Raw genomic sequence first — 25909 nt, 5'->3', positions numbered from 1 at the left:
CGACTTACAATTGCGCGGGATTTTTAGCCCCAAGATGAGGCTCTACCCACTTTGTCACTCTGGAAACTGCAAGCATGAAGCAAGCCACCCCGGCCCTTGCGGCCACCCTGATGCTCTCCACCCTGGCCATGGGCCACGCCCTGGCCGCCGAGACCGGCTACAACATCTGGACCAACGAATACACCGTGTCCCGCCAGCAACTGCAAAGTGCCATCGCGCCGCAATTCCCGCGCAAGCTGCGCTACATGGACATCTTCGACGTCACATTGAGCAATCCGCGCCTGGGCATGTTGCCGAGCGAAAACCGCATGAACACCGTGGTCGATGCGCAGATTGCCAACCCGCTGCTGCTGCAGCGCCCGGTCAATGCGGTACTGACGCTGAGCAGCGCCTTCAAGTACGACCCGGCCACCCGCTCGCTGCGCCTGGACGCGCCCAAGGTGGACAAGGTCGACAGCACCGACCTGCCGCCGCAGTATGCGCAGCAGCTGACTGCGCTGGGTAACGCCGCTGCCGACCAGTTCCTGCGCGACTACGCGCTCTATACCTTCACGCCAGATCAGTTGCAGATGAATGGCAAACGCTTCGAACCCGGCAAGATCACCGTCGAAAAGGATGCGGTGAAGGTCGAGGTCAAGGAGCAATAAGCACCCTGCCCGCGCCTGCGCCGCCTGCTCCTCGGGCCTCAGGCCCGGCGCAGAGGCAAGAACGGGTAATCCGACAGGGTCAGCGTGAAGCCTTGCGCGCCCTGCGCATCCAGCACCGCATGGGCACCCAACGGCAGCGTGACCAGGTCGCGCACATGCCCGAAGGGCAGCCCGGTGACGATCGGGGTGGCGATGCGCTGGCGCAGGAAGGCCAGCATCGCCGTGAAATCGTAGCCGTTGTCGATCTCGGCCAGCCGGTAACCGGAAAAATCGCCCAGCACGATGGCCTGCTGGCGCGCCAGCACACCGGCCTGCTCCAGCTGCAGGATCATCCGCTCGACGCGGAAGGGATGTTCATTCACATCTTCCAGAAACAGAATGCCGCCGTCCATCCTGGGGAAGCGCGGATGGCCCACCATGTGCGCCACCATGGCCAGGTTGCCACCCCATAGCCTGCCCTCGCAACGCACTTCCGGGCTGAGCGGATCGGTACGACGGTCGCCAATGGCGGGACGCTCGGCATCGCTCTCACCCTGGTAGTTGCGCACCACCACCTGCGGCGAAGTCAGGGTGCGCCAGAAGGTCGACAGCGCCTGCCAGTTGGGGGCCAGGGCGCCGAAGTCGCCATTGAGCATCGGGCCCTGGAAGCCGGCGTGACCGCACTGGTCCAACAGGACACACTGCAGCGCCGTGAAATCACTGTAACCCACCAGCAGCTTGCCGCTGGCGGCCAGGGCCGGGATATCCAGCGCCGGCAGGATGCGGCTCATACCGTAGGAACCGCGCAGCCCCAGGATCACGTCAATCTCCGGATCGGCGGCGGCCTCCATCAACTGCGCGGCGCGCTGTTCGTCGGTGGCGCCAAAGCGCTGGAAGCGCTGCGCATGGTCGTAGAAGTTGCGCACCCGGCAGCCCAGCGACTCCAGCAGGGCCACGCCACGCTGCACGCCCTCCGGTTCCACCCCGGCATGGCCGCAGGGGGCCACGATGGCCACACCGGTGCCAGTTGGCACCAGTCCGTCGAGAAGTTCGCGCCCTGCTGTCATGCTGCTCCACCTTGTTGTTCACCCTCAGCGGGCGTCGACTGCAGGCGTTGTTGCTTCACCTGTTCGCGCCGCATGGCGAAGAATTCTTTCAATAACTGCCCGCATTCCTCGGCCATCACACCACCCAGCAGCTCGGTGTGATGGTTCAGTTTTTCCTGCTCGAACAGGTTCACCACCGAACCGCAGGCCCCGGTCTTGGGATCAGACGCGCCATAGACCACCCGCGCCAGGCGCGCATGCATCATGGCGCCGGAGCACATGACACAGGGCTCCAGCGTCACGTACAGCTCGCAGCCGGGCAGCCGGTAGTTGCCCAGCTTTTCGGCCGCGCGGCGCAGGGCCATGATCTCGGCATGCGCCGTCGGATCATGCTTGCCGATGGGCTGGTTGAAGCCGGTCGCGATGACCACCCCATCCTTGACCACCACCGCGCCCACCGGCACCTCGCCCAGCGCCCAGGCGTTGTTGGCCTGGTCGAGCGCGGCGCGCATGTGGCGCAGGTCGGCTTCGGTTGCCGCCAATGGCGTCGGTGCTGTCGATGGCGTTGCCGCCTCGAGCGGAAGCGAAGCGTCCATCAGTCGGCCGTGATCTCGGCCCAGCAATTGGGCGTTTCGTGCAACACCAGCTTTTGCAGATGCAAGCCGGTGCCATAACGGTCCTTGTAGGCCGCCTTGAGGATGGCGAAAGCCTCACGGGCCAGGTTTTCCACGGTGGGGATGCTGCCGATGACCACCGTCTTGTGGCCCGGCAGGCTGGCCAGGAAGTCGCGCACCGGCGCGTCCTTGTCATAGACCAGGAAGGCGTGGTCCCAGACGTCCACCAGGTGTTCCTTGGCCAGGGATTTGATGTCGGAGAAGTCCATGATCATGCCATTGTCGGAATTGCCCTCGATATCGATGACCGCGCCGGTCAGGGTGATTTCCAGCGTATAGCGGTGGCCGTGCAGGTTGCGGCACTGGCTCTTGTGGTCCGGGATACGATGGCCGGCGTCGAATTCGAGTTTGCGGGTAATGGTCAGCATGAATGTTTCTTCAAGGAAGCCCGCCGCAGCTTGCGCGCAGCGGGCCGGGATGAGGTCATTGTAATCACGCGGCGCAGCGCCGCATGAAGAAAAAAGCAAAATCGCTCAGGGAATGTTGAGCAGCTTGTGGGTCTGGATGCTCAGCTTCCACTTGGGATTGTGCTTGACCATGTCGATGGCCATGCGGGTATTGGCGGCCGCCTGCGGGCCATCCATGGGCTGCAGCAGGAAGTGCTGGAAATCCAGCTTCTCATACTCCGCCAGCGGCTGGCCGGCCTGCGGCACCACCACTTTCAGCTCACTGCCGCGCAACACCTTCAGCTCGGCCCCCATCTTGGGGCTGACGCAGATCCAGTCCACCCCGTCCGGCACGGCAATGGTGCCGTTGGTCTCGATGGCGATTTCGAAGCCCACCGCATGCATCGCCTCGATCAGGGCGGCATCCAGCTGCAGCAGCGGTTCACCACCGGTAAAGACCACGTACTTGCTGGGCGCATAGCTGGCCGGCCAGAGGCTGTCGATCATCGCCGCCAGTTCGCCAGCGCTCTTGAACTTGCCGCCGTTCTCGCCATCGGTGCCGACGAAGTCGGTGTCGCAGAACTGGCAGATGGCGCGGTTGCGGTCTTCCTCGCGCCCGGTCCACAGATTGCAGCCGGAAAAACGGCAAAAGACGGCCGGACGACCGGCGTGCGCGCCCTCGCCTTGCAAGGTATAGAAGATTTCTTTGATGCTGTAGGTCACGATATCGGAGCGGGCGGGCCGCAGAAACTGGGCAGGCTGGCCGGGGCCGGCTGCCATGCTGATGCCTGGTTGGAGCGACATTTTTAACGGAGGCCCTCATTATAGCCGCTCCCCACCGGCCCGGACGCGTTTGCCGCCCCGCAAGCAGCTCAGGCCGTGCTCAGCGCCACCACCGGGTCCAGCCTCGCCGCCCGCCGCGCCGGCATGTAGCCGAACAGCAGCCCGGTCAGCACGGCGCAGCCGAAAGCCGCCAGCATGGCCGTCAGCGAAAAGATCAGCGGCACCCCGGCCACCATCAGTGCCAGCCCCACCGCCACGCCCAGACCCACCCCGGCGGCACCACCCACCAGCGTCACCAGTACCGCCTCGGTGAGGAACTGGCGCAGGATGTCGCGCTGTCGGGCACCGGTGGCCAGGCGGATGCCGATCTCACGGGTGCGCTCGCGCACCGTCATCAGCATCACGTTCATCACGCCGATGCCGCCCACCAGCAGCGAGACCGCCGCCACCAGCGACAGCATCATGGTCATGGTGTCGCGCGTGCTGGCTTCGGCGGCGATGGAGGCGGCGGCATTGCCGATGCTGAAGTCGCGGATGCCATGCCGCTCCAGCAGCAGGGCTTCCAGTTGCTGCTGGGTGTCCTGGATGCGACCGACATCGGCCACCGCCATGACCGTATAGGTCGGCTCACGCTGGCCGAAGACCTTGGCCCCGGCCGTGGAAAAGGGCATGAGCAACAGGTTGTCTTCGTCACGGTCCCCGCTGAGGGCACCCTTCTCGCTCATCACGCCGATCACCTGGAACGGCGAATTGCCGATCAACACCATCTGCCCCACCGGGTCCGGTACCTCCGGCATCAGCTCGCGCGCCAGCCGGTGGCCCAGCACCGCCACCGAGGCCAGTTCGCGTTCGTCCTCGACCGTGAAGAAGGCGCCCCGTGCCAGCGGCCAGGTCTGGACCTCGGGCAGGCCGGCGCCGGTGCCGCGGACATAGGTCTGGATATCCTGGTTGCCATGACGCACCACCTTGTTGCCCGTCACATTGGGCAGGACATGGGTGATGTTGGGCAGGTCGGCCACCGCCTCCAGGTCTTGCAGGGTGATGCTGCGCCCCGGGATGCGCGAACTCTCGCCGATGGCGGCCATGTACATCAGGTTGGAGCCGAAGCGTCCCAGTTGCGCCACCACCTGCTGGCGCGTGCCCAGGCCGATGGCCATCATCACGATCACCGAGGCCACGCCGATGACGATGCCCAGCAAGGTCAGCGCGGTGCGAAAGCGGTTGACCCACATCACCCGCCAGGCAGCCCGCGCCGCCTCGCGCAATTCGTCCCGCCAGCGGCGCACCGGTGGCTGGCTGGCGGCAGCCTCGCGGAGATCGGGCATGGCCTGTGCAGGTGCATCCGGGGCCGCGCCGCTGTCACCGATGATGCTGCCATCTCGCACCTCGATGACACGCCTGGCCTGAGCGGCCACCTCACGATCATGGGTGATGAGGATAATGGTATGGCCGGCATCGGCCAGTTCATGGAACAACTGCATCACCTCGGCGCCGCTCTGGCTGTCCAGCGCCCCGGTGGGTTCATCGGCCAGGATGATGCGGCCGCCGTTCATCAGGGCGCGGGCGATCGACACCCGCTGCTGCTGGCCGCCGGAGAGCTGGTGCGGCCGGTTGTCCAGGCGCTGCGCCAGCCCCAGCCGCGCCAGCAGTGCCGCCGCCCGTTGCCGCCGCTGCGGTTCGGGCTGGCCGGCGTAGATGGCCGGCAGCTCCACGTTTTCGCAAGCGGATTCGGTGGGGATGAGGTGATAGCCCTGGAAGACGAAGCCGAAGGCTTCACGTCGCAGCCAGGCCAGACGGTCGGCATCGAAGGCGGCGACGTCGCTGCCGTTGAACAGATATTGGCCAGCGCTGGGACGGTCCAGGCAACCGAGGATGTTCATCAAGGTGGACTTGCCCGAGCCTGAAGCACCTACGATGGCGACGAATTCACCCTGGCGTATCTGCAAGTCCACCCCGCGCAGCACCTGTACCGCAGGGCTGCCGTCCTGGCCGCCATAGTCCTTGCGCAGGCCGCGCAGTTCAATCAGGGCAGCGGCGGTCGCGGCCGCCATCACAGCTGGAACCTCGGCAGACCGCGTCGGCCCGGTTTCTCTGCAATGACGATCTGTTCACCTGCCTGCACACCCTGCTGCACTTCCACGCTGATCCGGTTGCGCACGCCCGCGCGCAGTTCGCGCTCCTCGATACGCCCATCGGGCAGTTGTATCCGTGCCAGCAGGCGTTCCCTGTCCTTGCGCACGGCGGCCAACGGTACCACCAGCACGTCACGTGCCGCCGCCACGACGAAATGGACCTGCGCCGTCATCTGCGGCATCAGGGCGCCATCGCGATTGTCTACGTCGAACAGGGCCATGTAGACCACCACCTTGTTGCTGGAGGGCGCCAGTGCGCTGTCCAGGCTCTTGCCCTCGCCGCTGGGCGCCGGCAGCACCTGGCGCACCTGCGCCTGCCAGCGCCGTTGGTCGCCGCCGAGGGTCGAGAAATAGACCGGCATGCCGGCCCGCACCTTGCGCACTTCGGCTTCGGACACCTCGGTCCACACCGTCATCACGGACAGGTCCGCAATGCGCAGGATGGCGGGCGTCTGGTAGGTGGCGTTGAGGGTCTGGCCTTCACGGGCCTCGACGTTGACCACCGTGCCGTCCATGGGCGCATAGATGCGGGTATAGCCCAGCCGCACTTCGTCGGCCTGCACCGTGGCGGCGTTCTGCGTGATCTGGGCCTGGATATGAGCCACGCGGGCCGCGGCCTGGGCCAGCGCGGCTTCGGCGATATCGACGTCCTCGGTACGGGTGGCGCCACCGGCGTCCAGCGCCCGCTGCCGCTGCGCCTGGCGCAGTGTCAAGGCATGCTGGGCCTGCTGCTCGGCCAGTTGCGCACGCAGCCCGCTGAGGGCAGCCCGCCCGGCATCGACCGTCGCCTTTTGCACGCTGGGATCGATCTCGACCAGCAACTGGCCCTTCTTGACCGTATCGCCGGGCTGCACATGCAGGTGCTGGATCTGCCCGGATACCTGCGCGCCGACATCGACGAACCGCCGTGGCTGCAGCTTGCCGACCGCCACCACACTGGCTTCCACATCGCCTCGCGTCACCGCGACCGTATCGTATTCCGGCCCCGCCTGCCCCCACGACCAGGCCAACACGCCCAGCACCGCTGCCAGTGATGCCAGTGCGGCCAGCGTCATGCCCGCGCCCCATCCACGTCTTGACTTGCCCCTGCTCACCCGATCTCCTTGCTTGCCGCAAAAAAGCCGGACCGGCCAATGGCGCGATCCGGCAAGCCTTGCTCTCAGAACTCCACGCGCGCGTTCAGGCTCAGGGTGCGCGGTGCACCGGCGAAGATGTAGCTGTCGCCGTTGTAGACCCAGTAGCGGCGGTCGGCCAGGTTCTGTACCTGGGCATTGAAGGTGACGTCCTTGCCACTCAGGCGGGTGCGATAGACGGCGCCGACGTCCATGACGGTGTAGGCGCTCAACTCACGCTGGGGGGCGCCGGTGTCGAGCTTGGAGCGGCCGACATGGCGCAGGCCGCCGTTCACGCTGAGGCCAGCCACACCCGCGACGCGGTACCGCACACCGGCGGTGGCCTGCATGCGCGGCGCACCCACGACCTGCTTGCCGGCCAGGTCGGCGGAATCGCTCTGGTACTTGGCGTCCAGCCACATGAGGCCACCCTCCAGGTTCAGCGCCGGGGTGAGCGCATAGCGACCGGACAGGTCCAGGCCCTGGTAGCGGGTCTCGCCATCCTGCACCAGCGTATTGGCCGCGTTGACATACTCCGCCGCCCGCTGCATGCGGAACACCGCCGCCGTGGCGCTCCAGTTGGCCTGCTCGACCTTCACGCCAGCCTCGATCTGCTTGCTCTTCAGGGGCGGCATGACCTCGCCGGCATTGGCCGTGGTATCGCCCGCCGTACCACCGCGCTCCAGCGCTTCGACATAGCTGACATAGGTGGTCAGGCCGGCCAGGGGCTTGAACATCAGCGCCACCGTGGGCGTGACCGGGGAACGCTGGTAGGTCGTCGTCTGCACGCCGACCCGGTTGTAACCCCGCTGGTCGAAGCGGGTGTAGCGCAACCCGCCGATGAGCGACCACTGCTCGCCCAGGCTCAGAGTATCGCTGGCGAAGAGTGCGTTCTGCACGATCTCCGAACCCCGGTATTGGGAATGGCCGGCGTTGCTGATGCTGCCCACGCTGAGCAGCGAATCGCGGTAGATGTTGCCGCTACCCACGGCCGTGCTGGTCGAGGCTCGGTCGGAGAGCACCTCGTATTGCTGGCGGCTGGCGCCAAAGACCAGTTGATGACCGATCACACCGGTCTTGAGCTTGCCCTCCAGCATGGCCTGCAGCTGCTGATACTGGAAACTGTAGAGCCCGCCATAGACCTGCGTGCTGCTATTACCCAGCGCATCGTTGATGCTGATGTCGCCATAGACGTAATCCACGTCTTCACGGGCGTAGCGATAGTTGAAGCTGGATTTCCAGTCCGGATTGAGCTGCCATTCCAGGCCGGTGCTCACCACGATGTTTTCATTGCTGAAATAGGCGCCCTCAGGTTGCTGGCGGGTGCGCGGATCGATGGCGGTCGGCAGGTCCAGGCCGCTGGCCAGGCTCATGCCCCAGAAGGCGTTGCCGTTGGACTTGCGACGGGCATAGACAGTATCGAAACTGAGCTTGAGGTCCTGGGTCAGCCTGAGGTCGGTGGCCAGCGAGGCCACGGTACGATCCAGCGAGCCGCCCTTGAAGTAGGTGCCGCCCTGCTCCTGCACCAGGTTGATCCGGTAGCCCAGGCGCTGGTCGTCGCCGGCGCGACCGCCCATGTCGATGTGCTTGGAGAACAGCGAACCGGTCTTGTAGCCGACATCGACGGCAAACAGATTCTCGTCGGTGGGCCGCTTGAGCACGTAGTTCATGATCCCGCCCGGCGAGCCGAAGCCATACATGAAGCCCGACAGCCCCTTGAGCAGCTCCACGCGCTCGAACACTTCCATCGGTAACAGGTCGTTGCCCCAGCCCGGCAGGGCCAGGCCATCCATCTTGAAACCGTTGGTGTCATCGATGCCCAGGCCGCGCACCAGCAGCGAGGACCCGCGCCCGTATTCGCCGCTGGCCGAGGTCACCGAAGGATCGTAGCGAAAGGCCTGCTCGACGGTGGTGACCTGGCGCTCCTGGATATCGTCCTTGTCCACCACGGTGATGGAAAACGGCGTCTCCAGCAGCGAGCGCGATCCCAGCGCGCCACTGCTGGCCGGACGCTGCAGGCCGGTCCCCGGATCGGCGGCGCTGGTGGCCACCACGGTCAGGGCCGGCAGGCTGGAGGACTGCGCCGGCAACTTGCGTACGTGGATGCTGCCATCCTCGCGTTGATCCGCCACCAGGCCACTTCCGGACAGCAACTGTTCCAGCGCGCGGCTCACCGGCAGATTGCCTTCCACGGCGGGCGCCTGCCTGCCGCGCAGCAATGCCGGATCGACCACCAGCAGGCGACGCGCACTGGCGGCCAGGCGGTTGAGGGACTGGTCCAGCGGACCGGCAGGAATGGACAACGGCAGACTCTGCTCGGCCGCCACCGGTGTAGCCGCACTGGCCGGCATGACCAGCGCGACACCGGCCAGCAGCAGGCTACCGGCCATCAGGACATGGGCGGTGGTGGACAGTGCCCTGAGCGGACGGGTTGCACCGGTGGTGCCGCGGGCGCGATGGGTGGTGGCGGTAGAACGAAGCGACTGATGGCGCATTATTGTTATCCTCGTTAGCGATGAAAAGTGAAGGTCTTCATCTGCTTTACGAACGAGAATCCAAATGTGCTATGGCTGGCCGGATTTTTTCTGCGCGGCAGCGACCACCCGGGTCCAGTAGCGCGTGTGACGCTGGATGCGGATCGGGAAGGCATGCTCCAGCGCCGCCAGCACGCGGTCGGTATCTTCCAGCGGGAAGACGCCATTGACCGGAATCTGCGCCACCGCATCATCGACCTGCAACAGGCCCGGCCGATAACGCCCCAGCTCGGCCAGCAGATCGCCCAGGGGCCGCTCGCGGGCGATCAGCATGCCCTGGGTCCAGGCCTGCGCATTCGGGTCGAGCGCAGCGACCGCGCCCACGATGACATCGTCGAAAACCGCCTGTTGCCCCTGCCCGACCAGCGCGCTCCCCACGGCGTTGCGTGCCGGGGTGATGCGGACCGCACCTGCCATCACCTCGACCCGACTGCGGCCGGCCTGGCGCCATCCGGGCGACGCTTCCTGGCGCACTACGAAGCGTGTCCCCAAAGCCTGCACCCGCCCCTGGGCCGTATCCACATAAAAGGGCTGCTCCGCCCAGCCTGCCAGGTGGGCGGTCTCGACCATGATGGCACCGCGTCGCAGCACCAGCCGCCGCAGCCCATCGGCAAAGCGGATATCGACAGCGCTATCGCTATCGAGCACCAGTCTGCTGCCATCGGGCAGCGCCAACTCGCGCCGTTCGCCGACGGCGCTGCGCTGATCGGCGGTCAGCGCCAGGTAGGCGTGGCGGCGGTCGTAGCACAGCGCCCCGGCACCGGCGACCAGCAGCAAGGCCAGCACCTGCCGCCGGCTCGTCCGGACGGGGCCGCGGGGGCCTCGGGCGCGCAAGGCCTGGCTGGCCGCCTGCGACGGCATGCCCTGCAGCATGCCCTGGAAGCGGCTCACCGCTTCCCACTGCCGGGCATGGGCCGGGTTGGCCACCAGCCAGGTGGCGAAGGCCTGTCGTTGCGCGGGGGTGACTTCACCGGAGGCCAGGATCACGAACCATTGCAAGGCCTGGTCCAGGGCGTCTCCGGTGACATATTCCGTGGCGTCCGGGTGCAGGGTCGCGGCGCTCAGCATGCGCAGACCGGTTCGCCGCACTGCTGCATGGCGAGGAAGCAGGCCCGGGTGGCCGTGAGCATATGCTTGCGAACAGTGGCAACGGCGATGCCCAAGGACGCGGCGATAGCGCTATATGTCATACCGTCGAATTGCGACATGAAGAAGGTTTCCCGCACCTTCGGCGGCAGCCCCTCCAGCGCCGCATCGATGGCCGCCAGGGTCTGCAGCACGATGAGGGTGTCTTCATGCGACGGCGCATGGGCTTCGGGCAAGGCTGCCAGGGCCTCCAGATAGGCTGCCTCCAGCTTGCGACGCCGATGCAGGTCGATCATCAGGTGCTTGGCGATCTGGACCAGATAGGGGCGCGCCTGCTCCGGGTTCGGCATGCTGCGCCCCGTGGCCACCCGGACATAGGTGTCCTGCACCAGATCGGCCGCGTCGCCACGGTTACCCAGCTTGCGTTGCAGCCATTGCAGCAGCCAGCCGTGATGGCCGCTGTACATCCTTTGCAATGCGTCGCTTTCCTGCCTGTCGAGTAACCGGGCTTCCATGAGCATGATTCTTAATAATGAGAATCATTATTATATGGAAGCAGCTACGATTTGTCAGTTTTCAGTCCACGAAACTGATCACTTGCGCCATTCCAGGGGTTCGCCGGGCTCGGGCAGGTCCAGCTTCAGACCCAGGCGTTCAATCAGGCGCCGGGCGTCGAACGGCGCCTTGACCTTTATATCGTTATCGAAATAGCAATAGATATCACGACTGGCGCGCTGCCGTGGCGCACCGGACGCAATGCGCGGCCCCTGCGCCGGCTGACCGCCTCCGGCCCAGGCCCGGATGCGTTCGGCCCAGGCGTCGATGGCCTCATCGCTGTAACCGCTCTGGTAGAGGCGCTTGTCACCGTGCAGACGCAGATACATGAAATCAGCCGTCACATCTTCCTGGTAGGGCCATTTCTTGGGCGCATCGGCCACCACCAGCGCCACCTTGTACTTGCGCAGCAGCTTGATGAAGGACTCGTCAACGAAACTGTCATGGCGGATTTCCATGGCATGGCGCAGCTTGCGTTTCCTGTCGATTTCCAACTGCACCCTGCCCTCCATGCGCGGCTCATGTCCACGGGCCAGTTTCTGTGCGGCTTCGGTATCGTGCGGCAGCAGGCTCAGGAAGTGCTCCAGGGCCTCGGGCTCATAACTGAAACTGGGCGGAAACTGCCACAGGAAGGGGCCCAGTTTTTCCTTCAGGTTGAATACACCGGAGGCGAAGACATTGGCCAGGGCGCCATCGATATCCTTCAGCCGACGGGTATGGGTGATGAAGCGATTGCCCTTGTGGCTGAAGACGAAGCCGGGTGGCGTGGACTCATACCAGCGCTGATAGCTTTCCGGCCGCTGCAAGGCATAGAAGGAACCGTTGAGCTCGATGCTGGGCAGCATGCGCGCGGCATAGCCCAGCTCGTCATCCTGGCGCAGTCCCTTGGGGTAGAAACTGCCGCGCCAGGGCGCGTAACGCCAGCCGGAGATACCGATCCAGATCTTGCCCACGCCTGCCTCCTCGATCCTGTTCATGCACGGTGTGACCGGGGTAGGCAGACTTGGTGCCGGCCAGCGCGGCAGTAGCATGCTGCTGGTACACTGCTGCCCTTTGATCGACCGCCCGCCTTATCCCCTTTTTCCTCCTTTTTCGTCCTCTTCCTTAAATTGCAGGCCCTTTCCATGACCGCCATCACCCAATTCCGCCTCGGCTCCCCCGCTCCCGAACATGACCACCCCGTCGAAGAGCGCCGCCTGGAAGGCAATCCCCTGCGCACCACCTGGAACCACTTCACCAGCGTCAGCGGCGAAATCAACGCCGGTATCTGGGCCTGCGAAAAAGGCAGCTGGCGCATTGCCTTTGCACCGACCAAAGATGAATATTTCTACGTGCTGGAAGGTCGCTGCCGCGTCATTGATGAGCAAGGACTGGCTGCCGAAGCCGGCCCGGGGGATGCCATGGTGATCCCGGCGGGTTTTAAGGGCGTGTTCGAGGTGGTGGAGCCGATGCGCAAGCACTATGTGATCGTCGAGCGCGGCGGCGCTTGAGACGATGCGAGCAGGCCCCATTACTGACTTAATGGCCCGGACTTGTCTATGACTCCTCGCCACATGGCTGGGCATGCATCCCATACCGTCGTTTCGTCATTAATGGGCCCGCATCACCTCAATCGAGGTAAGGCTGCAAAAGTTTCCTGACCTGAAATCTGCTTCCAGCAACAGACAAATGATTGTCATCAGCATAAAGCAGAGCACCTCGCTCATCAAAAATCACACAACGATCAGATGAACAGAAGGCAGGAATGCTATCAATGAAAGTGATATTTTTGAGCTTAGAAAAAGCATTACGATAATCAGCTTGCCTCCTGAAGACGGCCTCCTTCGCCACAAGACAATTCCGAGTGATTGTTTTGAAAGGACGAGTTAAACAGGCGTCAGGAAGAAAGCTAAGCTCCGGATTTTCACTAACGTAGAAAATAGAATGACCGCTGGCGCTTAGTCGATTGAAAGAGATTTGTGCGGAATTTACAAACTTCTCTACCGGAGTTACGTTAATGCCGCGCTTCGTGTCTCCAGTTAAAGGCGCAGTCCCAGTCGTATATATCGGCCCTCTAGTAAAAACAAATATTTTCTTTATGTCTGACTTACTTTCGAGCACCTTCAGCAATTGCTCTGTCCTGTCATTACAAGCATCTAGCTCAACCTGATTATTGCCGGTGGGACTTCCCAGAAAAGGCGGGCAGCTACTATTAGCCAAAAGAACCGTATTCTTCCCACGACTCTTTAGAAACTCCGAAATTCCCGGATATGCCACATGGGCGTGACTATCACCGATAACAGCGACAGTTTCATTGGAATTCACATTTGTAAAACGGCAGTACGGAAACAATGGAGACTTCAATTCAACATATGCCAAACATGCATCATCAATTTCAGGAGTCCTGACAAACTCGTTCTTGTTATTGACAAAGCCTTTAATTGAGCTCCTTGAGTCGAAACCATCTTTCACATAAGTGATATATCCGACCGAACCAACCACCATCATAAGAACGACAAGTACGGTGACTTTGGTTTTTCCGCGATTACCTAGGCGTATTGGACGCTCGATAAGCTTGTATGAAAGCCAAGCAAGCAAAATAGATAGCGCGACAGCGACGATGCGTAGGGTTTGACCTGGGACGTCACTTTCCACGATCCTAGCGAATGAAAGTAACGGCCAGTGCCACAGGTAGAGAGGAAAGCTAATTAAGCCAAACCAAACTACGATCTTATTAGAGAGTACTGTGCGATTAAACCATGCATGGGGTCCTGCCATAATAATTGCAGTGGCGCCTAGAACGGGAATAACAGCCCACTTTCCAGGGAAGCTAAGGTCGCTCCCGATACGCCAAAAACCATAAAGCAATAGCAAGGCACCGAGAAAAGAGATTAGATGAGATAAGGTATTCCCATCACTTTCTGACGATGCCCGGTAGATTATTTTAGCGAGCCGACCGTCAATCCTTAAGCCGATGCTCGCAAAAGCCTCTTTCTTGTAGAGAGTAATCCAAGCCAGCAAACTTCCGGTCAACAACTCCCAAAACCTGGTTTGCGGAGAATAGAAAGCAGCTACCACATCTTTTTGCACGCCTTTAAGATTCAAGTAGAAAGACCCAAGCGCGGCTAATATGGACAGCGTAAGTAAGTTGAACTTCCTCTTCCAAGCAACATATAACAGCAATGGCCAAGCAATATAGAACTGCTCCTCCACGCCTAAACTCCACAAATGCAGTAATGGTTTTGTCTCGGCTGAATTATCAAAATATCCGGCCTCTCTCCATAAAACCCAGTTAGACAAAAAGCTGGCGCCTGCGGCCATATGCTTGCCTAACTGCCGGTATTCATCAGCAAGTAAAGCGAACCATCCAAAAATATAGCTTGCTGTTAAAACAAGCAGCAACGACGGAAAAATTCGTTTGATGCGTCTTGAGTAAAATTCAACGAAACTGAAAGTGCCTTTATCTAGGTTTTCAAAAATAATGGTAGAAATAAGGAAACCCGAGATAACAAAAAAGACATCAACGCCAATAAAGCCACCTTTCATGGAAGCCGGGAACGCATGAAAAACAACTACTGACAGCACAGCGACGGCCCTCAAGCCATCTATGTCAGCGCGATATTTGGGGTGTGACAGATGTGGCATCAATGTTGTCGTTTTAAGCCAAACTCTGCGAAGTTAACACTCTCCGAGCGCCAGCGATCAGCTAGAACCTAAAAATTTGGCGATTATATAGTTAGTCGGCGTGACCTAAGACGAATTTTGTAGTACGGGTAGGTGAGCTCTTTATGCAATTAAGCGGCCCTGTTTTTGTAGTCAGCGCTAGAGTTAGTCGCCAGCCGGAAAGGACGCACTGTCGCTCAACAGACCAGTCGCACGGATAGGGAGACCTTCAGAGGCGGAAATATGATGAGCGACAGACCGCCAGTACCGTCAAAGTCGTCTTCAGATTCGTTTGCAAGTGCAGGGCAAATCTCATTGCTGAAAGCAGCAGCCAGTGTGTGCCGCAATGCAACGACGAAATAAATCGCCAGTTCCTTATCCCCTTTAGGACCGCGAGTGAACTGCGCAGCTAGCATGGCATAGCAAATGCCTGCGACCAGCAGTGCAGTCCTGCCGTTGATGAAGTGAAAACATCACCAACGGCATTTAAAACAAACGATTAGAAATCACCCTTATTCCCACTCAATGGTCGCCGGCGGCTTCCCCGAAATGTCATACACCACCCGGTTCAGGCCGCGGACTTCATTGATGATGCGGTTGGACACGCGTCCCAGCAATTCATGCGGCAGGTGCGCCCAGTGGGCGGTCATGAAGTCCTGGGTCTGCACGGCGCGCAGGGCCACGACGTATTCGTAGGTACGGCCGTCGCCCATCACGCCCACCGACTTCACCGGCAGGAACACGGCGAAGGCCTGGCTGGTCTTGTCGTACCAGCTCTGGCCGTCGTCATCCTTCGTATTGCGCAGTTCCTCGATGAAGATTGCATCAGCGCGGCGCAGCAGGTCGGCGTATTCCTTCTTGACTTCACCCAGGATACGCACGCCCAGGCCCGGGCCGGGGAACGGGTGGCGGTAGACCATTTCCGGCGGCAGGCCGAGGGCCACGCCCAGTTCGCGGACTTCGTCCTTGAACAGTTCGCGCAGGGGTTCCAGCAGCTTCAGGTTCAGGGTTTCCGGCAGGCCGCCGACGTTGTGGTGGCTCTTGATGGTGTGGGCGGTCTTCTTGCCCTTGCCGGCGCTTTCGATCACGTCCGGGTAGATGGTGCCCTGGGCCAGCCACTTGGCGCTGGTCAGCTTGGCCGATTCGGCCTGGAACACTTCGACGAACTCGCGGCCGATGATCTTGCGCTTGGCTTCGGGATCGGTGACGCCAGCCAGGTGGCCCATGAACTGCGCGGTAGCGTCCACATGGATCACCTTCACGCCCAGGTTCTTGCCGAACATCTCCATGACCATCTTGCCTTCGTCCAGGCGCAGCAGGCCGTGGTCGACGAAGACACAGGTCAGCTGGTCGCCGATGGCGCGGTGGATCAGGGCCGCAGCCACGCTGCTGTCTACGCCACCGGAGAGGCCCAGGATGACTTCATCGCTGCCGACCTGCTGGCGGATCATCTCGACGGCTTCGGAGATGTAGTCCGGCATGTTCCAGTCCGACTGGCAGCCGCAGATCTCGTGCACGAAGCGCGCCAGCATGGCCTTGCCCTGCACGGTGTGGGTGACTTCGGGGTGGAACTGCACGCCGTAGAAGCGACGTTCTTCGTCGGCCATGCCGGCGATGGGGCAGTTGCCGGTGGAGGCCATGAGCTTGAAGCCGGCCGGCATGTCGTTGACCTTGTCGCCGTGGCTCATCCAGACCTTCAACATGCCGTGGCCCTGGGCATTGGTGAAGTCGCTGATGTTTTCCAGCAGCTTGGTGTGGCCGTGGGCGCGCACTTCGGCGTAGCCGAATTCACGCAGGTGACCGTTTTCGACCTTGCCGCCCAGTTGCTCGGCCATGGCCTGCATGCCGTAGCAGATGCCCAGGACCGGCACGCCCAGTTCGAATACCGATTGCGGTACGCGCGGGGTGTCGCCTTCGGTGACGCTGTTGGGGCCACCGGAGAGAATGACGCCGGCCGCGCCGTAGTTGCGCACGAATTCGTCGGTCACATCATGCGGGAATACCTCGGAAAACACACCGGCTTCGCGCACGCGGCGAGCGATGAGCTGGGTCACCTGGGAACCGAAGTCGAGGATCAGGATTTTCGAATGCGAATGCGTGGACATGGGCAATGAGGTCTGGCTACGTTAGCTACGTTGAAAATGGACTGCTGAAAAATTCAACAGCCCGACAGCCTGGCGCAATGCCGGTGGACTGTCGGGCTGTGGCCGCATCGAAAATTACTCGGCGCGGTAGTTCGGGGCTTCCTTGGTGATCTGCACGTCGTGGACGTGCGATTCGCGCATGCCGGCCGAAGTGATCTCGACGAATTCGGCGCGTTCGCGGAAGTCGTCGATGGAGCCGCAACCGCAGTAACCCATGGAGGAGCGCACGCCGCCCACCAGCTGATACAGGATGGCGACCACCGAGCCCTTGTAGGCCACGCGGCCTTCGATGCCTTCCGGTACGAACTTGTCGGCGGTGTTGTCGCCGTCCTGGAAGTAACGGTCGGCCGAACCGTCGGCCATGGCGCCCAGCGAACCCATGCCACGGTAGGACTTGTAGCTGCGGCCCTGGTACAGGATCACTTCGCCCGGGGCCTCTTCGGTGCCGGCGAACATGCTGCCCATCATCACGGCGGACGCCCCGGCGGCCAGCGCCTTGGCGACGTCGCCGGAGAAGCGGATGCCGCCGTCGGCGATCACCGGTACGCCGGTCCCCTTCAGGGCGTCGGCGACGTTGGCGATGGCGGAGATCTGAGGTACGCCCACGCCAGCGACGATACGGGTGGTGCAGATGGAGCCAGGACCGATGCCGACCTTGACGGCGTCGGCACCATGTTCGACCAGTGCCTTGGCAGCGGCGGCGGTGGCGATGTTGCCGCCGATGACTTCCACGTGCGGGTAGCGGGTCTTGACCCACTTGACGCGGTTCAACACGCCAGCAGAGTGGCCGTGGGCGGTGTCGACCACGATCACGTCCACGCCGGCAGCGACCAGCAGTTCGATGCGCTCGTCATTGTCCGGACCCACGCCGACGGCGGCGCCCACGCGCAGCTTGCCGTGTTCGTCCTTGCAGGCGAAGGGGTGTTCGGTGGATTTTTCGATGTCCTTGACGGTGATCAGGCCGCGCAGCTCGAAGGCATCGTTGACGACCATCACGCGCTCCAGGCGGTGCTTGTTCATCAGGCGCTTGGCTTCTTCGGGATCGGCGCTGGAACCGTTTTCCTTGACGTAGACCAGCTTGTCGCGCGGGGTCATCTTGGCGCGGACTTCGGCGTCCAGCTCTCGCTCGAAACGCAGGTCGCGGTTGGTGATGATGCCCACCAGTGCCTTGCCTTCAACCACCGGGAAACCGGAAATGCCGTGCTGCTTGGACAGCGCGATCACGTCGCGGATCTTCATGGTGGGGGGGATGGTGATCGGGTCGCGGACCACGCCGGACTCGAAACGCTTGACCTTGGAAACCTCGCGCGCCTGTTCCTTGGGAGTCAGGTTCTTGTGGATGATGCCGATCCCGCCTTCTTGCGCCATGGCAATGGCCAGGCGTGCTTCGGTGACGGTATCCATCGCAGCCGACACCAGCGGGATGTTCAGCGAGATGTTGCGCGTCAGGCGCGTGGTCAGGGAAGTATCTTTGGGGAGGATGTCCGAGAAGGCCGGAACGAGCAGCACATCATCGAACGTGAGTGCTTTTTGGAGAAGACGCATAGTGTTTCCTATAGGCGCAAAAGCGAATTATACAGAAAACTTGATCGCGCGTCTTGCTCTGCTTGCGTTTCTGCCTCCGCGCGTCGTAAAAATGCCGGATATCCTGCACGTTATAGGTAGCCCGGCGAGCCGCGCGGGCTATTCGCCCTGCCCGCGCTCCTGGTGCGCGGCCCGGCGCCGGCGGGATTGCTTGGGGTCGGCGATCAGGGGACGGTAGATTTCGATGCGGTCGCGTTCGCGCAGCGGGGTGTCCAGCGGCCTGACCTTGCCGAAGATGCCGACCTTGCAGGTCGACAGGTCAATGGCCGGCTGTTCGCGCAGCAGGCCGCTGTCGAGGATGGCCTGCTGGATGGTGCAGCCCGGGGCCACCTCAAGATCCCTGAGAATCTGCAGTCCGGGCGCGGCGTAGCAGAGCTGGACTTGCAAAGGGCCTGCTTCAGCCATATATCTGTTCGGCCCGCTTGCAGAAGGAATCGACGAAGCTGTTGGCGATCATGCTGAAGACCGGGCCGATCACGCCCTCCAGGATGCGGCTGGAAAATTCATATTCCATGTCGAACTCGATCTTGCAGGCATCCTCGCGCAGCGGCTTGAAGCTCCAGCGACCTTCGAAATGCTTGAACGGGCCTTCCACCAGGCGCATGGTCATGCTGGTGGGGCGCACATTGGTATTGTGGGTGCTGAAGGACTGTTTCAGGCCGTGGTAGTTGATCTTGAGCTTGGCCGTGAGACTATAGTCACTGCGTTCAGACACCTCGACACCGCCACACCAGGGCAGGAATTCAGGGTAATCCTCAACCTTGTCGACCAGGTTGAACATCTGCTCCGCGCTATAGTTGATCAGGACGGTTTTGTGAACGACTGCCATCGAGGGTGATCCGTTTGATAAAATCGCAAAGGCACAATTTTAACCGACGAGACGAATTTTTATTTAGATGAGCATTATTGATAACAAAAAGGCCTTTTTCGATTACTTCATCGAAGAGCGATTCGAAGCAGGTCTCGTCTTGCAAGGTTGGGAAGTCAAATCGATCCGCGCCGGCCGCGTGCAATTGAAGGAAGCCTACGTGATCGTGCGCAATGGCGAGGTCTATCTGTTCGGCTGCCACATCAGTGCGCTGACCAGCACCTCCACCCACGTGCATCCGGAAACGACCCGTACCCGCAAGCTGCTGCTCAATGCGGCGGAGATCAGCAAACTGATCGGCAAGGTGGAGCGCTCCGGCTATACGCTGGTGCCACTGAACCTGCATTACAGCAAGGGCCGGGTCAAATGCGACATCGGCCTGGCCAAGGGCAAGAAGCAGCACGACAAGCGCGAGACCGAAAAGCAGCGTGACAGCCAGCGTGAAATCCAGGCGGCCATGAAGCAGAATCGTCGCTGATCCCGCTCTACCCTCTTCCATTGCGACCACGGCTGCCCAGGGCAGCCGTTTTCATGTCCGCCGTTACGACCAGCCGGCGAACTTCTCGCGGCAGGCGGCCACCATCCCGGCCACCACCGGCGCCCATTGCCCGCGCTCCTGCTGGCGGAACAGCCGGACCGAGGGATACCAGGGACTGGAGTCCCCCTCGACGCCCCAGCGCCACTCGCCTTCCAGTCGTTGCGGCAAAAAGCATGGCAGGCCCAGGGCACCGGCCAGGTGTATGACGGCAGTATCGACACTGATCACCAGGTCCAGCGCGCAGGCCAGCGCTGCGGTATCGGCCCAGTCCGCCAAGGGCAAGCTGTGCAGCCGGCCCGCCACTTGCTGATGCAGGGCCTGGTCGGCCAGGGGAATTTCCACCTGCAGGCTGATGAAGTCGGCCGGCAGGTCCAAGAGCGGCAGCAAGGCGGCCAGTGGCACGTCGCGGCTGGGATGCGTGGTGGCGTACTGCCGCCCGGCCCAGGCCAGGCCAATACGCGGACGACGCGGCCCAGCGCCGTCCAGCAACGCCAGTTGCTGCTGCCACTGCGCTATGCGCCCAGGATCGGCAAAAAGATAAGGCGGCTGCGGTCCCTGGCGAGGATCAGGCAACGCAAGCAACAACGGCAGGCTCAGCAGCGAGGCATGGCAATCATGGGGCGGCGCTTCATGTGCGTGGGACACGCAGTCCACCCCGGGCAAGGAGGGGGCGAGCACCGCCAACAACGCTGCGGGGGCGCAGAGCGTCACCTGCGCGGCACGCTGTGCGACCAGCGGGATGTAGCGGGAAAATTGCAGGCAATCGCCCTGCCCCTGTTCGGCCCACAAGAGCACTCGCTTTCCCTGTACATCCTGGCCTGGCTGCCAGCGCGGGCTCGGGCTGCTGATGCCCTGCCGGGCCAGTTCGGCTATCGCGAAACGGGCTTCATGGGCTGGCCATCCCCGTGCATAGTCATGCCGCGTCAGCAACATGTGGGCGCGACCGACCTGGGCCTGCGGGAAATCGGCATGCCAGCGCAGAGCCTCTTCATAGGCGGCTTGCGCTTCATCGATGCGGCCCATGCGGCGCAAGATGTCGGCGCGATTGAAGGCAATCAGGGCGCGGGTGGCGTCGTCACTGTCGGGGGCTTCCGAGTAGCAATGCAGCGCCTCTTCGTGGCGGTTCAACAGAAGCAGGATATCGGCGTGCAAGGCCTGGTGTTCCAGGGTGGCCAGCGGTAGCGCAGAAGCAAGGGCGGCCAATGCCTGTTGTGGCTGCGCCAGCTTGTAGTAGAGGCGCGCCAACGTGGCGGCGCGCTCAGTGTCGGGCGTCTCTTCCGGCCCTTGGGCGGCTGCCAGCGTATCGGCCCATTGCGCCATCACTGCGCGATGGGCGACGCGCGCGTCGTGGTAGTCCGGCACCAGATCCAGACAGGCTTCGTAGGCGACGATCGCGCCGGCCAGCTCACCCATTTCCACCAGCAGATCGGCACGCTGCATGTGCAATGGCAGGAAGCCTGGATCCAGCGCCAGCGCCTGCTCCAGCAAGGCCACGGCTGCAGCAGGCTGCTGGGCGCCACGCAGGGCGATGGCCTCGCACATCAGGCCCATGATGCTTGCCAGTTTGGCGGGGTCGGGAGAAATCATGGCCGGCAGCTTATCACGCCGCCGGCTCGTGACGCCGCCGCCGGATCACGCCGTGGTATCGATCAGGTTGCCTGTGGTCTTGCCTGCCGCCAGCTTGCTCTGCAGGTTTTGCAGGAAGCTGGAAAGCGACGTAGTGGTCGACGATGCGCCCAGGGAACTGAGCAGGTTGCTGAAGGCACTTTCCAGCGAAGAGCTCGTACCATCACCGCTATCGCTGCTGCCAGAGGAAAGACTGGAGATCAGGCTATTGAGGTCTGTCTCCAGCCCACCGCCGGGTGGCGGAGGCCTGCCCGCTGGCGAGTAGGAGCGCGCCGTGGTGTCGGTGGCCGTGGTGCTGGCACTGCTAGTGCTGCTGGAGCCACTGGTGCTGTCGACCTCGCTGGTGGCCGACACGCTGCTGGAGGAACTGCCGTCAGAAGACGACGAAAGTGCCGTCGGCGGTCCCGGTGGGGGATTGTCCTGGCCTTTCAGGGCGGCCATGAGTTCCTGCAGGAAGGCATCGAGCTTGGAATCGACATTCGAAGCCGAAATGCTGCTGCTTGAAGAGGTCGTGCTGGCCGAGGTGGTGGCGCTGGTTGCCGTGGCGCTGCTGGCGGTCGCATCAAGCGCCACGCCCAGCGAGGCGAGAATATCCTTGAGCGCGCCGATCAGCCCTCCCCCCTTGTCGCCACGCGGCGGTGGTGGCGGTGGCACATCCATGCGCTGCGTGGCGCTGGTGGAAAAACCGCTGGTGCCGCTGAGCGCGGACAGATCGGACAGGCTGAAACTGCTGGAACCAACGCTGCTGATGGCCATGACACTCCCCTTTTATTGTGCGCGACGCCCCTTGCGCCGCTCCCTTGTCAGTGTCAACAGTATCGGTCATCAAGACCTGTTAAGTTGAACCGGAAAGCGTAAAGCGGAGTAAAGTTCTGTCAACACGCGCAGCGCGGGCCATTGCCGCAAGTCAAGCCTGGCGCGGCCTGCCGGCGGGTGGTGAAAAAATCGGTCAAGGAAGGATGGGCGCAATACCCTGTCGCGAAGGTTCACCGGCACGCGGTAAATGAATGTAAAGATGCAATTGTAAAGACGGCCAGAAACACTCCTGCAAAACCTTTTACGGCATATTACGGGCTGCCGACGCCCTGCGGCCTGGAGGCAGGGCAATTCGAGAATGGAATGCAGCGATGTCTAAAGTACTTTTGATCGACGATGACGTGGAGCTCGTCGATATGCTCAAGGAATACCTGGAGCAGGAAAAATTCGAAGTCAACGTCGCCTACGATGGCGAAGCCGGCGCCGCCGAGGCGCTCACCGGCCAGTACGCCATCGCGGTGCTGGATGTGATGATGCCCCGCCTGAACGGCGTCGATACCCTGCGCCGTATCCGCGCCAAGAGCAGCATGCCGGTGGTGATGCTGACCGCCAAGGGCGATGACACCGACCGCATCATCGGCCTGGAACTGGGTGCCGACGACTACGTCCCCAAGCCTTGCACACCACGCGAGATTGCCGCCCGCATCCGCGCCATCCTGCGCCGCGCTTCTGCCGAGAGCAGCGAACAGACGCCCTATTCGCCGCTGGCCGTGGGCGCGCTGTCGATGTGGCCGGAACAGCGTCGCGCCACCTGGAACAGCCGGCCGCTGGAATTGACCAGCAGCGAATTCAACCTGCTGGAAGTGCTGGCCCGCAATGCCGGCAAGCCCGTCAGCAAGCAGACCTTGTCGGAGCAGGGCCTGGGCCGCCCGCTGGCGCGCTTCGATCGCAACATCGACGTCCACCTCTCCAGCATCCGCCAGAAGATCGCCGCCCTGGGCAGCGACAAGAGCTGCATCCAGACCGTCTATCGCCTCGGCTACCAGTTCATCAAGGAATAAAGTGGGCCGGCTTTTCTGGAAGTTCTTCTTCTTCATCGCGATCGCCCAGATTACCGCCACCTTCGGCGTGGGCGTGCTGTTCTGGATAGAAAACCTGGAACGCAGCAACCGCAATTCGGAAATCGACCTCAGTCCGCCGGCCTCGTTCATGATCCGCTCGGCGGCGGCCACGCTGCAGTTCGGCGGGCCGGAAGCGCTGCGCAGCCTGATCAACGAAGGACGCCCGCATCGCCTGCAACTGTATGCGGTAGATGAAGAGAACAAGGACCTGATGGGTCGAGAAGTACCGCCCAAGCTGGTGGAAGAGGCGCGTCACCTGTTGACGACCGAGCGCGAGCGACGCTCGGTGGAACTGGTCAAGGCCACCAACGGCCATAGCTACCTGATGTTCATTCCGGCGCCCAACGATGAGTTTGTGCCACCGCCCGGCCCCGGACCCGGCGGCATGCCCGGTCGCGAACCCCGCTACATGAAGGAACGCGGACCCAAGCCGCTGTTCTTCCCGACCATGCCGCTGGCCGTGGCACTGATGGCCAGCCTGATATTCGCCCTGCTGCTGGCCTGGTATTTCTCGCACCCGATTCGCCACCTCAAGAACGCCTTCAACCAGGCCGCCAATGGCAACCTGGATCTGGAACTGGAGCCGGTGATGAGCGCGCGCAACGACGAGCTGGCCGACCTCGGTCGCGATTTCGACGCCATGACCGCCAAGCTGCGCACCCTGATGGAAAGTCAGCGTCGCCTGCTGCATGACGTCTCGCACGAATTGCGCTCGCCGATTGCGCGCCTGCAGATGGCCATCGGTCTGGCGCGGGTGCAGGACCGGGACAAGCTGGAGCTGACCCTGGAACGCATCGAACGCGAGAGCGTGCGCATGGACAAGCTGGTGGGTGAACTATTGACGCTGTCGCGACTGGAAGCCAATGTCCCCGGTTCGATGGAAGAAGCCATCGCCATCCAGCCCATGCTGGGGGACATGATCAATGACGCCAATTTCGAGGCCGAGACCCTGGGCAAGCAGGTGGAAAGCCAGATCGCCTGCCGGGTGCAGGTGCAGGGCAATCCGGAGTTGCTCTATCGCGCCATCGAGAACGTGCTGCGCAATGCCATCAAGCACACCGCGCCAGCGACCACGGTGCAGGTCGTGGCCGAGATCGACGAGGTCGGCAAGCTGCTGCACCTGTCCATTCTCGACCGTGGGCCGGGTGTGCCGGAGGAAGAGATGAACAGCATCTTCGAGCTGTTCTTCCGCAGCAGCCGCACCAAGAGCAACAGCGCCGGGCACGGCCTGGGACTGTCGATTGCGCGACGTATCGTGGAAGCCCATCAAGGCAGCATCCGCGCCGCGAATCGGCCGGATGGCGGCTTGCGGGTGGACATCACCCTGCCCTTCATGGCCGATGAACCGGCACGGGGAGATACCCTGGAGGCCTAATGGCCGGCTACCGGCTGGCTGCGATCCGTCCGCAGCCGTCAGTGTGCTAGGGCCTGTGGTTCGGGATCGACGATGGTCGTCATCAATCCGCGTTGCACCGCGACCTGGAAGGCCTGCAGTTCCTGCACGCCCTGTTCGGCCGGATAGGGAATCGGCAAGCGGTTCATCAGCACCGCCCACGACCAGCCATCGGCTCGCGACTGCAGATAGGCGTAGCTGCCGGTGGTCAGCGCACCGCTGTGGGAGAGGATTTCCATGCCGTTGGTACGGGTCACCACCCAGCCCAGGCCATAGTTGTTTTCTGCCAGCCTGGGATCGCGCTGCTTCATCAGGGCCAGCGTTTCGGGCTTGAGCAATGCGGGGCTGCCGCGCCCCTGGACCGCATCGACCAGGCGCACCAGGTCGGCCGCCGTGGTCACCCAGCCGGCAGTGGCGTCCATGCTCCTGAAATGATAGGCGCAATAGGATTCCGGACACGTCGCCGCGCTGCCATCGCGGTCGGCCACGGCGGGCCAGCGCGGGTCATCGTAATAGCCGGCCTCCCCTGCAGCGCGCTCGTTGCGGCGATCCCCGGCGATCACCGCATCATCGATCCCGGCCGGGCCGAACACCAATGTCTGCACCGCCTGCTCATAGGGCTGCCCGGTCTTGTGCTCGATGATGCGACCCAGCACGTTATAGGCGAAATTACTGTAGAAAAATTCAGTGCCTGGTGCAGCATCCAGCAGACGCTGCTTGAGCACATAGGCGATCACGTCGCGTGCAGAGGCCGGCGCCGGGACCTGGCGTGCGCGAGCGATATTGACCAGGTCGTATTGCGGGTCGTAGTCGCTGCCACCCCAGCCGCTGGTGTGTTGCAGCAGCTGGCGCAAGGTGATCCTGAGCACGCGCTGGTCCAGCGGCTGGGCGAAATCCGGATAGGTCGCGTCGGGCAATAGACCTTGCGGGCCGAAGACCGGGTGATCCAGCACCTGCGGCAACTCGTTCTGGAACAGCCTCAGCACCGCCACCGCCGTCACCGCCTTGGAAATGCTACCGATGCGAAAACGCGTCTGGGGCGTGACCGGTGTATTGCTTTCGGTGAGCGCCATGCCATAGCCACGTTGGTACACCAGCCGGCCCTGATAAGCGATGGCGATGCTGGCCCCGGGAACCGGATAACGGGCAAGGATCTGCTCCATGCGGGCATCCACGCGGACGGCCAGCGCATCATCCTGTTGCTGGGCGTGGGTGACGGAGGCGGCCGACAATAAGGCGGCCGTCAGCATGAAGCGGGCTGGCCGTGGCAAGGCGATACGAGAAGACACGAAGTTCATGGGCG

The 25909-nt window shown here is 62.5% G+C and carries 23 protein-coding genes; 5 read left to right on the top strand and 18 right to left on the bottom strand.

All coding sequences use genetic code 11. From position 1 onward, the window contains the following. The first annotated feature begins 74 nt into the window (after positions 1 to 74). Positions 75 to 647 carry a DUF1439 domain-containing protein gene (locus BTM36_RS16745; protein ID WP_077237145.1) on the top strand — a complete coding sequence of 191 codons (573 nt, stop codon included), beginning with the start codon at positions 75 to 77 and terminating at the stop codon, positions 645 to 647. 38 nt (positions 648 to 685) lie between these two features. Here BTM36_RS16745 and ldcA read toward each other — a convergent pair whose 3' ends face one another. The 10 genes from ldcA to BTM36_RS16695 form a co-directional block, all read right to left on the bottom strand. Then, positions 686 to 1693: a muramoyltetrapeptide carboxypeptidase gene (gene ldcA, locus BTM36_RS16740; RefSeq protein WP_077237144.1), complete on the bottom strand. Its 1008-nt coding sequence runs from the start codon at positions 1691 to 1693 to the stop codon at positions 686 to 688. Then, the gene (tadA, locus tag BTM36_RS16735) at positions 1690 to 2268 is read right to left on the bottom strand and encodes a tRNA adenosine(34) deaminase TadA (RefSeq protein ID WP_368730706.1); all 579 of its coding nucleotides are present in this window, start codon (positions 2266 to 2268) and stop codon (positions 1690 to 1692) included. The genes ldcA and tadA overlap by 4 nt, the downstream gene beginning before the upstream one ends. Next, complete coding sequence (gene queD / locus BTM36_RS16730; protein ID WP_006712655.1) at positions 2268 to 2714, bottom strand: 6-carboxytetrahydropterin synthase QueD; 447 nt, start codon at positions 2712 to 2714, stop codon at positions 2268 to 2270. Before queD ends, tadA begins: the two co-directional genes overlap by 1 nt. 105 nt (positions 2715 to 2819) lie before the next feature. After that, a complete protein-coding gene (gene queE, locus BTM36_RS16725) occupies positions 2820 to 3455 on the bottom strand; it encodes a 7-carboxy-7-deazaguanine synthase (protein WP_077237260.1) in 636 nt (211 codons plus the stop codon). Between the two features lie 149 nt (positions 3456 to 3604). Then, the gene (locus BTM36_RS16720) at positions 3605 to 5566 is read right to left on the bottom strand and encodes a MacB family efflux pump subunit (protein ID WP_077237143.1); all 1962 of its coding nucleotides are present in this window, start codon (positions 5564 to 5566) and stop codon (positions 3605 to 3607) included. Further along, on the bottom strand, positions 5566 to 6702 hold the full coding sequence (locus tag BTM36_RS16715; protein WP_077237142.1) for an efflux RND transporter periplasmic adaptor subunit: 1137 nt from the start codon (positions 6700 to 6702) through the stop codon (positions 5566 to 5568). The genes BTM36_RS16720 and BTM36_RS16715 overlap by 1 nt, the downstream gene beginning before the upstream one ends. Before the next feature lie 104 nt (positions 6703 to 6806). Then, positions 6807 to 9254: a TonB-dependent receptor gene (locus tag BTM36_RS16710; RefSeq protein ID WP_077237141.1), complete on the bottom strand. Its 2448-nt coding sequence runs from the start codon at positions 9252 to 9254 to the stop codon at positions 6807 to 6809. A gap of 69 nt (positions 9255 to 9323) precedes the next feature. Further along, positions 9324 to 10361, bottom strand: a complete 1038-nt coding sequence (locus tag BTM36_RS16705) for a FecR domain-containing protein (RefSeq protein WP_077237140.1) — start codon at positions 10359 to 10361, stop codon at positions 9324 to 9326. After that, positions 10355 to 10855, bottom strand: a complete 501-nt coding sequence (locus tag BTM36_RS16700; protein ID WP_306460539.1) for a sigma-70 family RNA polymerase sigma factor — start codon at positions 10853 to 10855, stop codon at positions 10355 to 10357. The genes BTM36_RS16705 and BTM36_RS16700 overlap by 7 nt, the downstream gene beginning before the upstream one ends. A gap of 117 nt (positions 10856 to 10972) precedes the next feature. Then, on the bottom strand, positions 10973 to 11887 hold the full coding sequence (locus BTM36_RS16695) for a DUF72 domain-containing protein (RefSeq protein WP_077237138.1): 915 nt from the start codon (positions 11885 to 11887) through the stop codon (positions 10973 to 10975). Between the two features lie 171 nt (positions 11888 to 12058). Here BTM36_RS16695 and BTM36_RS16690 point away from each other — a divergent pair, with 171 nt between their 5' ends. Then, positions 12059 to 12424 carry a cupin domain-containing protein gene (locus BTM36_RS16690; protein ID WP_077237137.1) on the top strand — a complete coding sequence of 122 codons (366 nt, stop codon included), beginning with the start codon at positions 12059 to 12061 and terminating at the stop codon, positions 12422 to 12424. Between the two features lie 118 nt (positions 12425 to 12542). Here BTM36_RS16690 and BTM36_RS16685 read toward each other — a convergent pair whose 3' ends face one another. From BTM36_RS16685 to BTM36_RS16665, 5 genes are all read right to left on the bottom strand, one after another. Next, positions 12543 to 14558, bottom strand: coding sequence for an acyltransferase family protein (locus BTM36_RS16685; protein ID WP_077237136.1), 2016 nt, complete (start codon positions 14556 to 14558; stop codon positions 12543 to 12545). Between the two features lie 530 nt (positions 14559 to 15088). Beyond that, positions 15089 to 16681: a glutamine-hydrolyzing GMP synthase gene (gene guaA / locus BTM36_RS16680; protein ID WP_006465558.1), complete on the bottom strand. Its 1593-nt coding sequence runs from the start codon at positions 16679 to 16681 to the stop codon at positions 15089 to 15091. Positions 16682 to 16795: 114 nt separating this feature from the next. Next, on the bottom strand, positions 16796 to 18265 hold the full coding sequence (gene guaB, locus BTM36_RS16675) for an IMP dehydrogenase (protein WP_006465559.1): 1470 nt from the start codon (positions 18263 to 18265) through the stop codon (positions 16796 to 16798). 138 nt (positions 18266 to 18403) lie between these two features. Further along, positions 18404 to 18709 (bottom strand): RnfH family protein, encoded by a 306-nt coding sequence (locus BTM36_RS16670; RefSeq protein ID WP_077237135.1) that lies wholly within the window; start codon positions 18707 to 18709, stop codon positions 18404 to 18406. Next, positions 18702 to 19133, bottom strand: a complete 432-nt coding sequence (locus tag BTM36_RS16665; RefSeq protein WP_077237134.1) for a type II toxin-antitoxin system RatA family toxin — start codon at positions 19131 to 19133, stop codon at positions 18702 to 18704. Before BTM36_RS16665 ends, BTM36_RS16670 begins: the two co-directional genes overlap by 8 nt. A 67-nt stretch (positions 19134 to 19200) precedes the next feature. Here BTM36_RS16665 and smpB point away from each other — a divergent pair, with 67 nt between their 5' ends. Continuing rightward, positions 19201 to 19650, top strand: a complete 450-nt coding sequence (smpB, locus tag BTM36_RS16660; protein WP_006465562.1) for an SsrA-binding protein SmpB — start codon at positions 19201 to 19203, stop codon at positions 19648 to 19650. 63 nt (positions 19651 to 19713) lie between these two features. Here the strand turns inward: smpB and BTM36_RS16655 are convergent, their stop codons facing one another. After that, a complete protein-coding gene (locus BTM36_RS16655; RefSeq protein WP_077237133.1) occupies positions 19714 to 21297 on the bottom strand; it encodes a tetratricopeptide repeat protein in 1584 nt (527 codons plus the stop codon). Between the two features lie 45 nt (positions 21298 to 21342). Continuing rightward, positions 21343 to 22092: an AT hook motif gene (locus BTM36_RS16650; RefSeq protein ID WP_077237132.1), complete on the bottom strand. Its 750-nt coding sequence runs from the start codon at positions 22090 to 22092 to the stop codon at positions 21343 to 21345. Between the two features lie 371 nt (positions 22093 to 22463). Here BTM36_RS16650 and BTM36_RS16645 point away from each other — a divergent pair, with 371 nt between their 5' ends. Together BTM36_RS16645 and BTM36_RS16640 are read left to right on the top strand one after the other, a co-directional pair. Next, entirely contained in the window at positions 22464 to 23153 is a 690-nt protein-coding gene (locus BTM36_RS16645; RefSeq protein WP_039877189.1) for a response regulator transcription factor, read from the top strand. A 1-nt stretch (position 23154) separates the two neighbouring features. Beyond that, a complete protein-coding gene (locus BTM36_RS16640) occupies positions 23155 to 24588 on the top strand; it encodes an ATP-binding protein (protein ID WP_077237131.1) in 1434 nt (477 codons plus the stop codon). A gap of 38 nt (positions 24589 to 24626) precedes the next feature. Here the strand turns inward: BTM36_RS16640 and BTM36_RS16635 are convergent, their stop codons facing one another. After that, positions 24627 to 25904: a serine hydrolase gene (locus BTM36_RS16635; protein ID WP_174616864.1), complete on the bottom strand. Its 1278-nt coding sequence runs from the start codon at positions 25902 to 25904 to the stop codon at positions 24627 to 24629. Between the last annotated feature and the right edge of the window lie 5 nt (positions 25905 to 25909).

The sequence above is a fragment of the Herbaspirillum sp. VT-16-41 genome (assembly GCF_001994935.1).
In the GTDB taxonomy this organism is placed as follows: domain Bacteria; phylum Pseudomonadota; class Gammaproteobacteria; order Burkholderiales; family Burkholderiaceae_D; genus Herbaspirillum; species Herbaspirillum frisingense.
The sequence above is the reverse complement of the archived record's forward strand: the minus strand, read 5'-3'. Positions and strand labels throughout refer to the sequence as shown.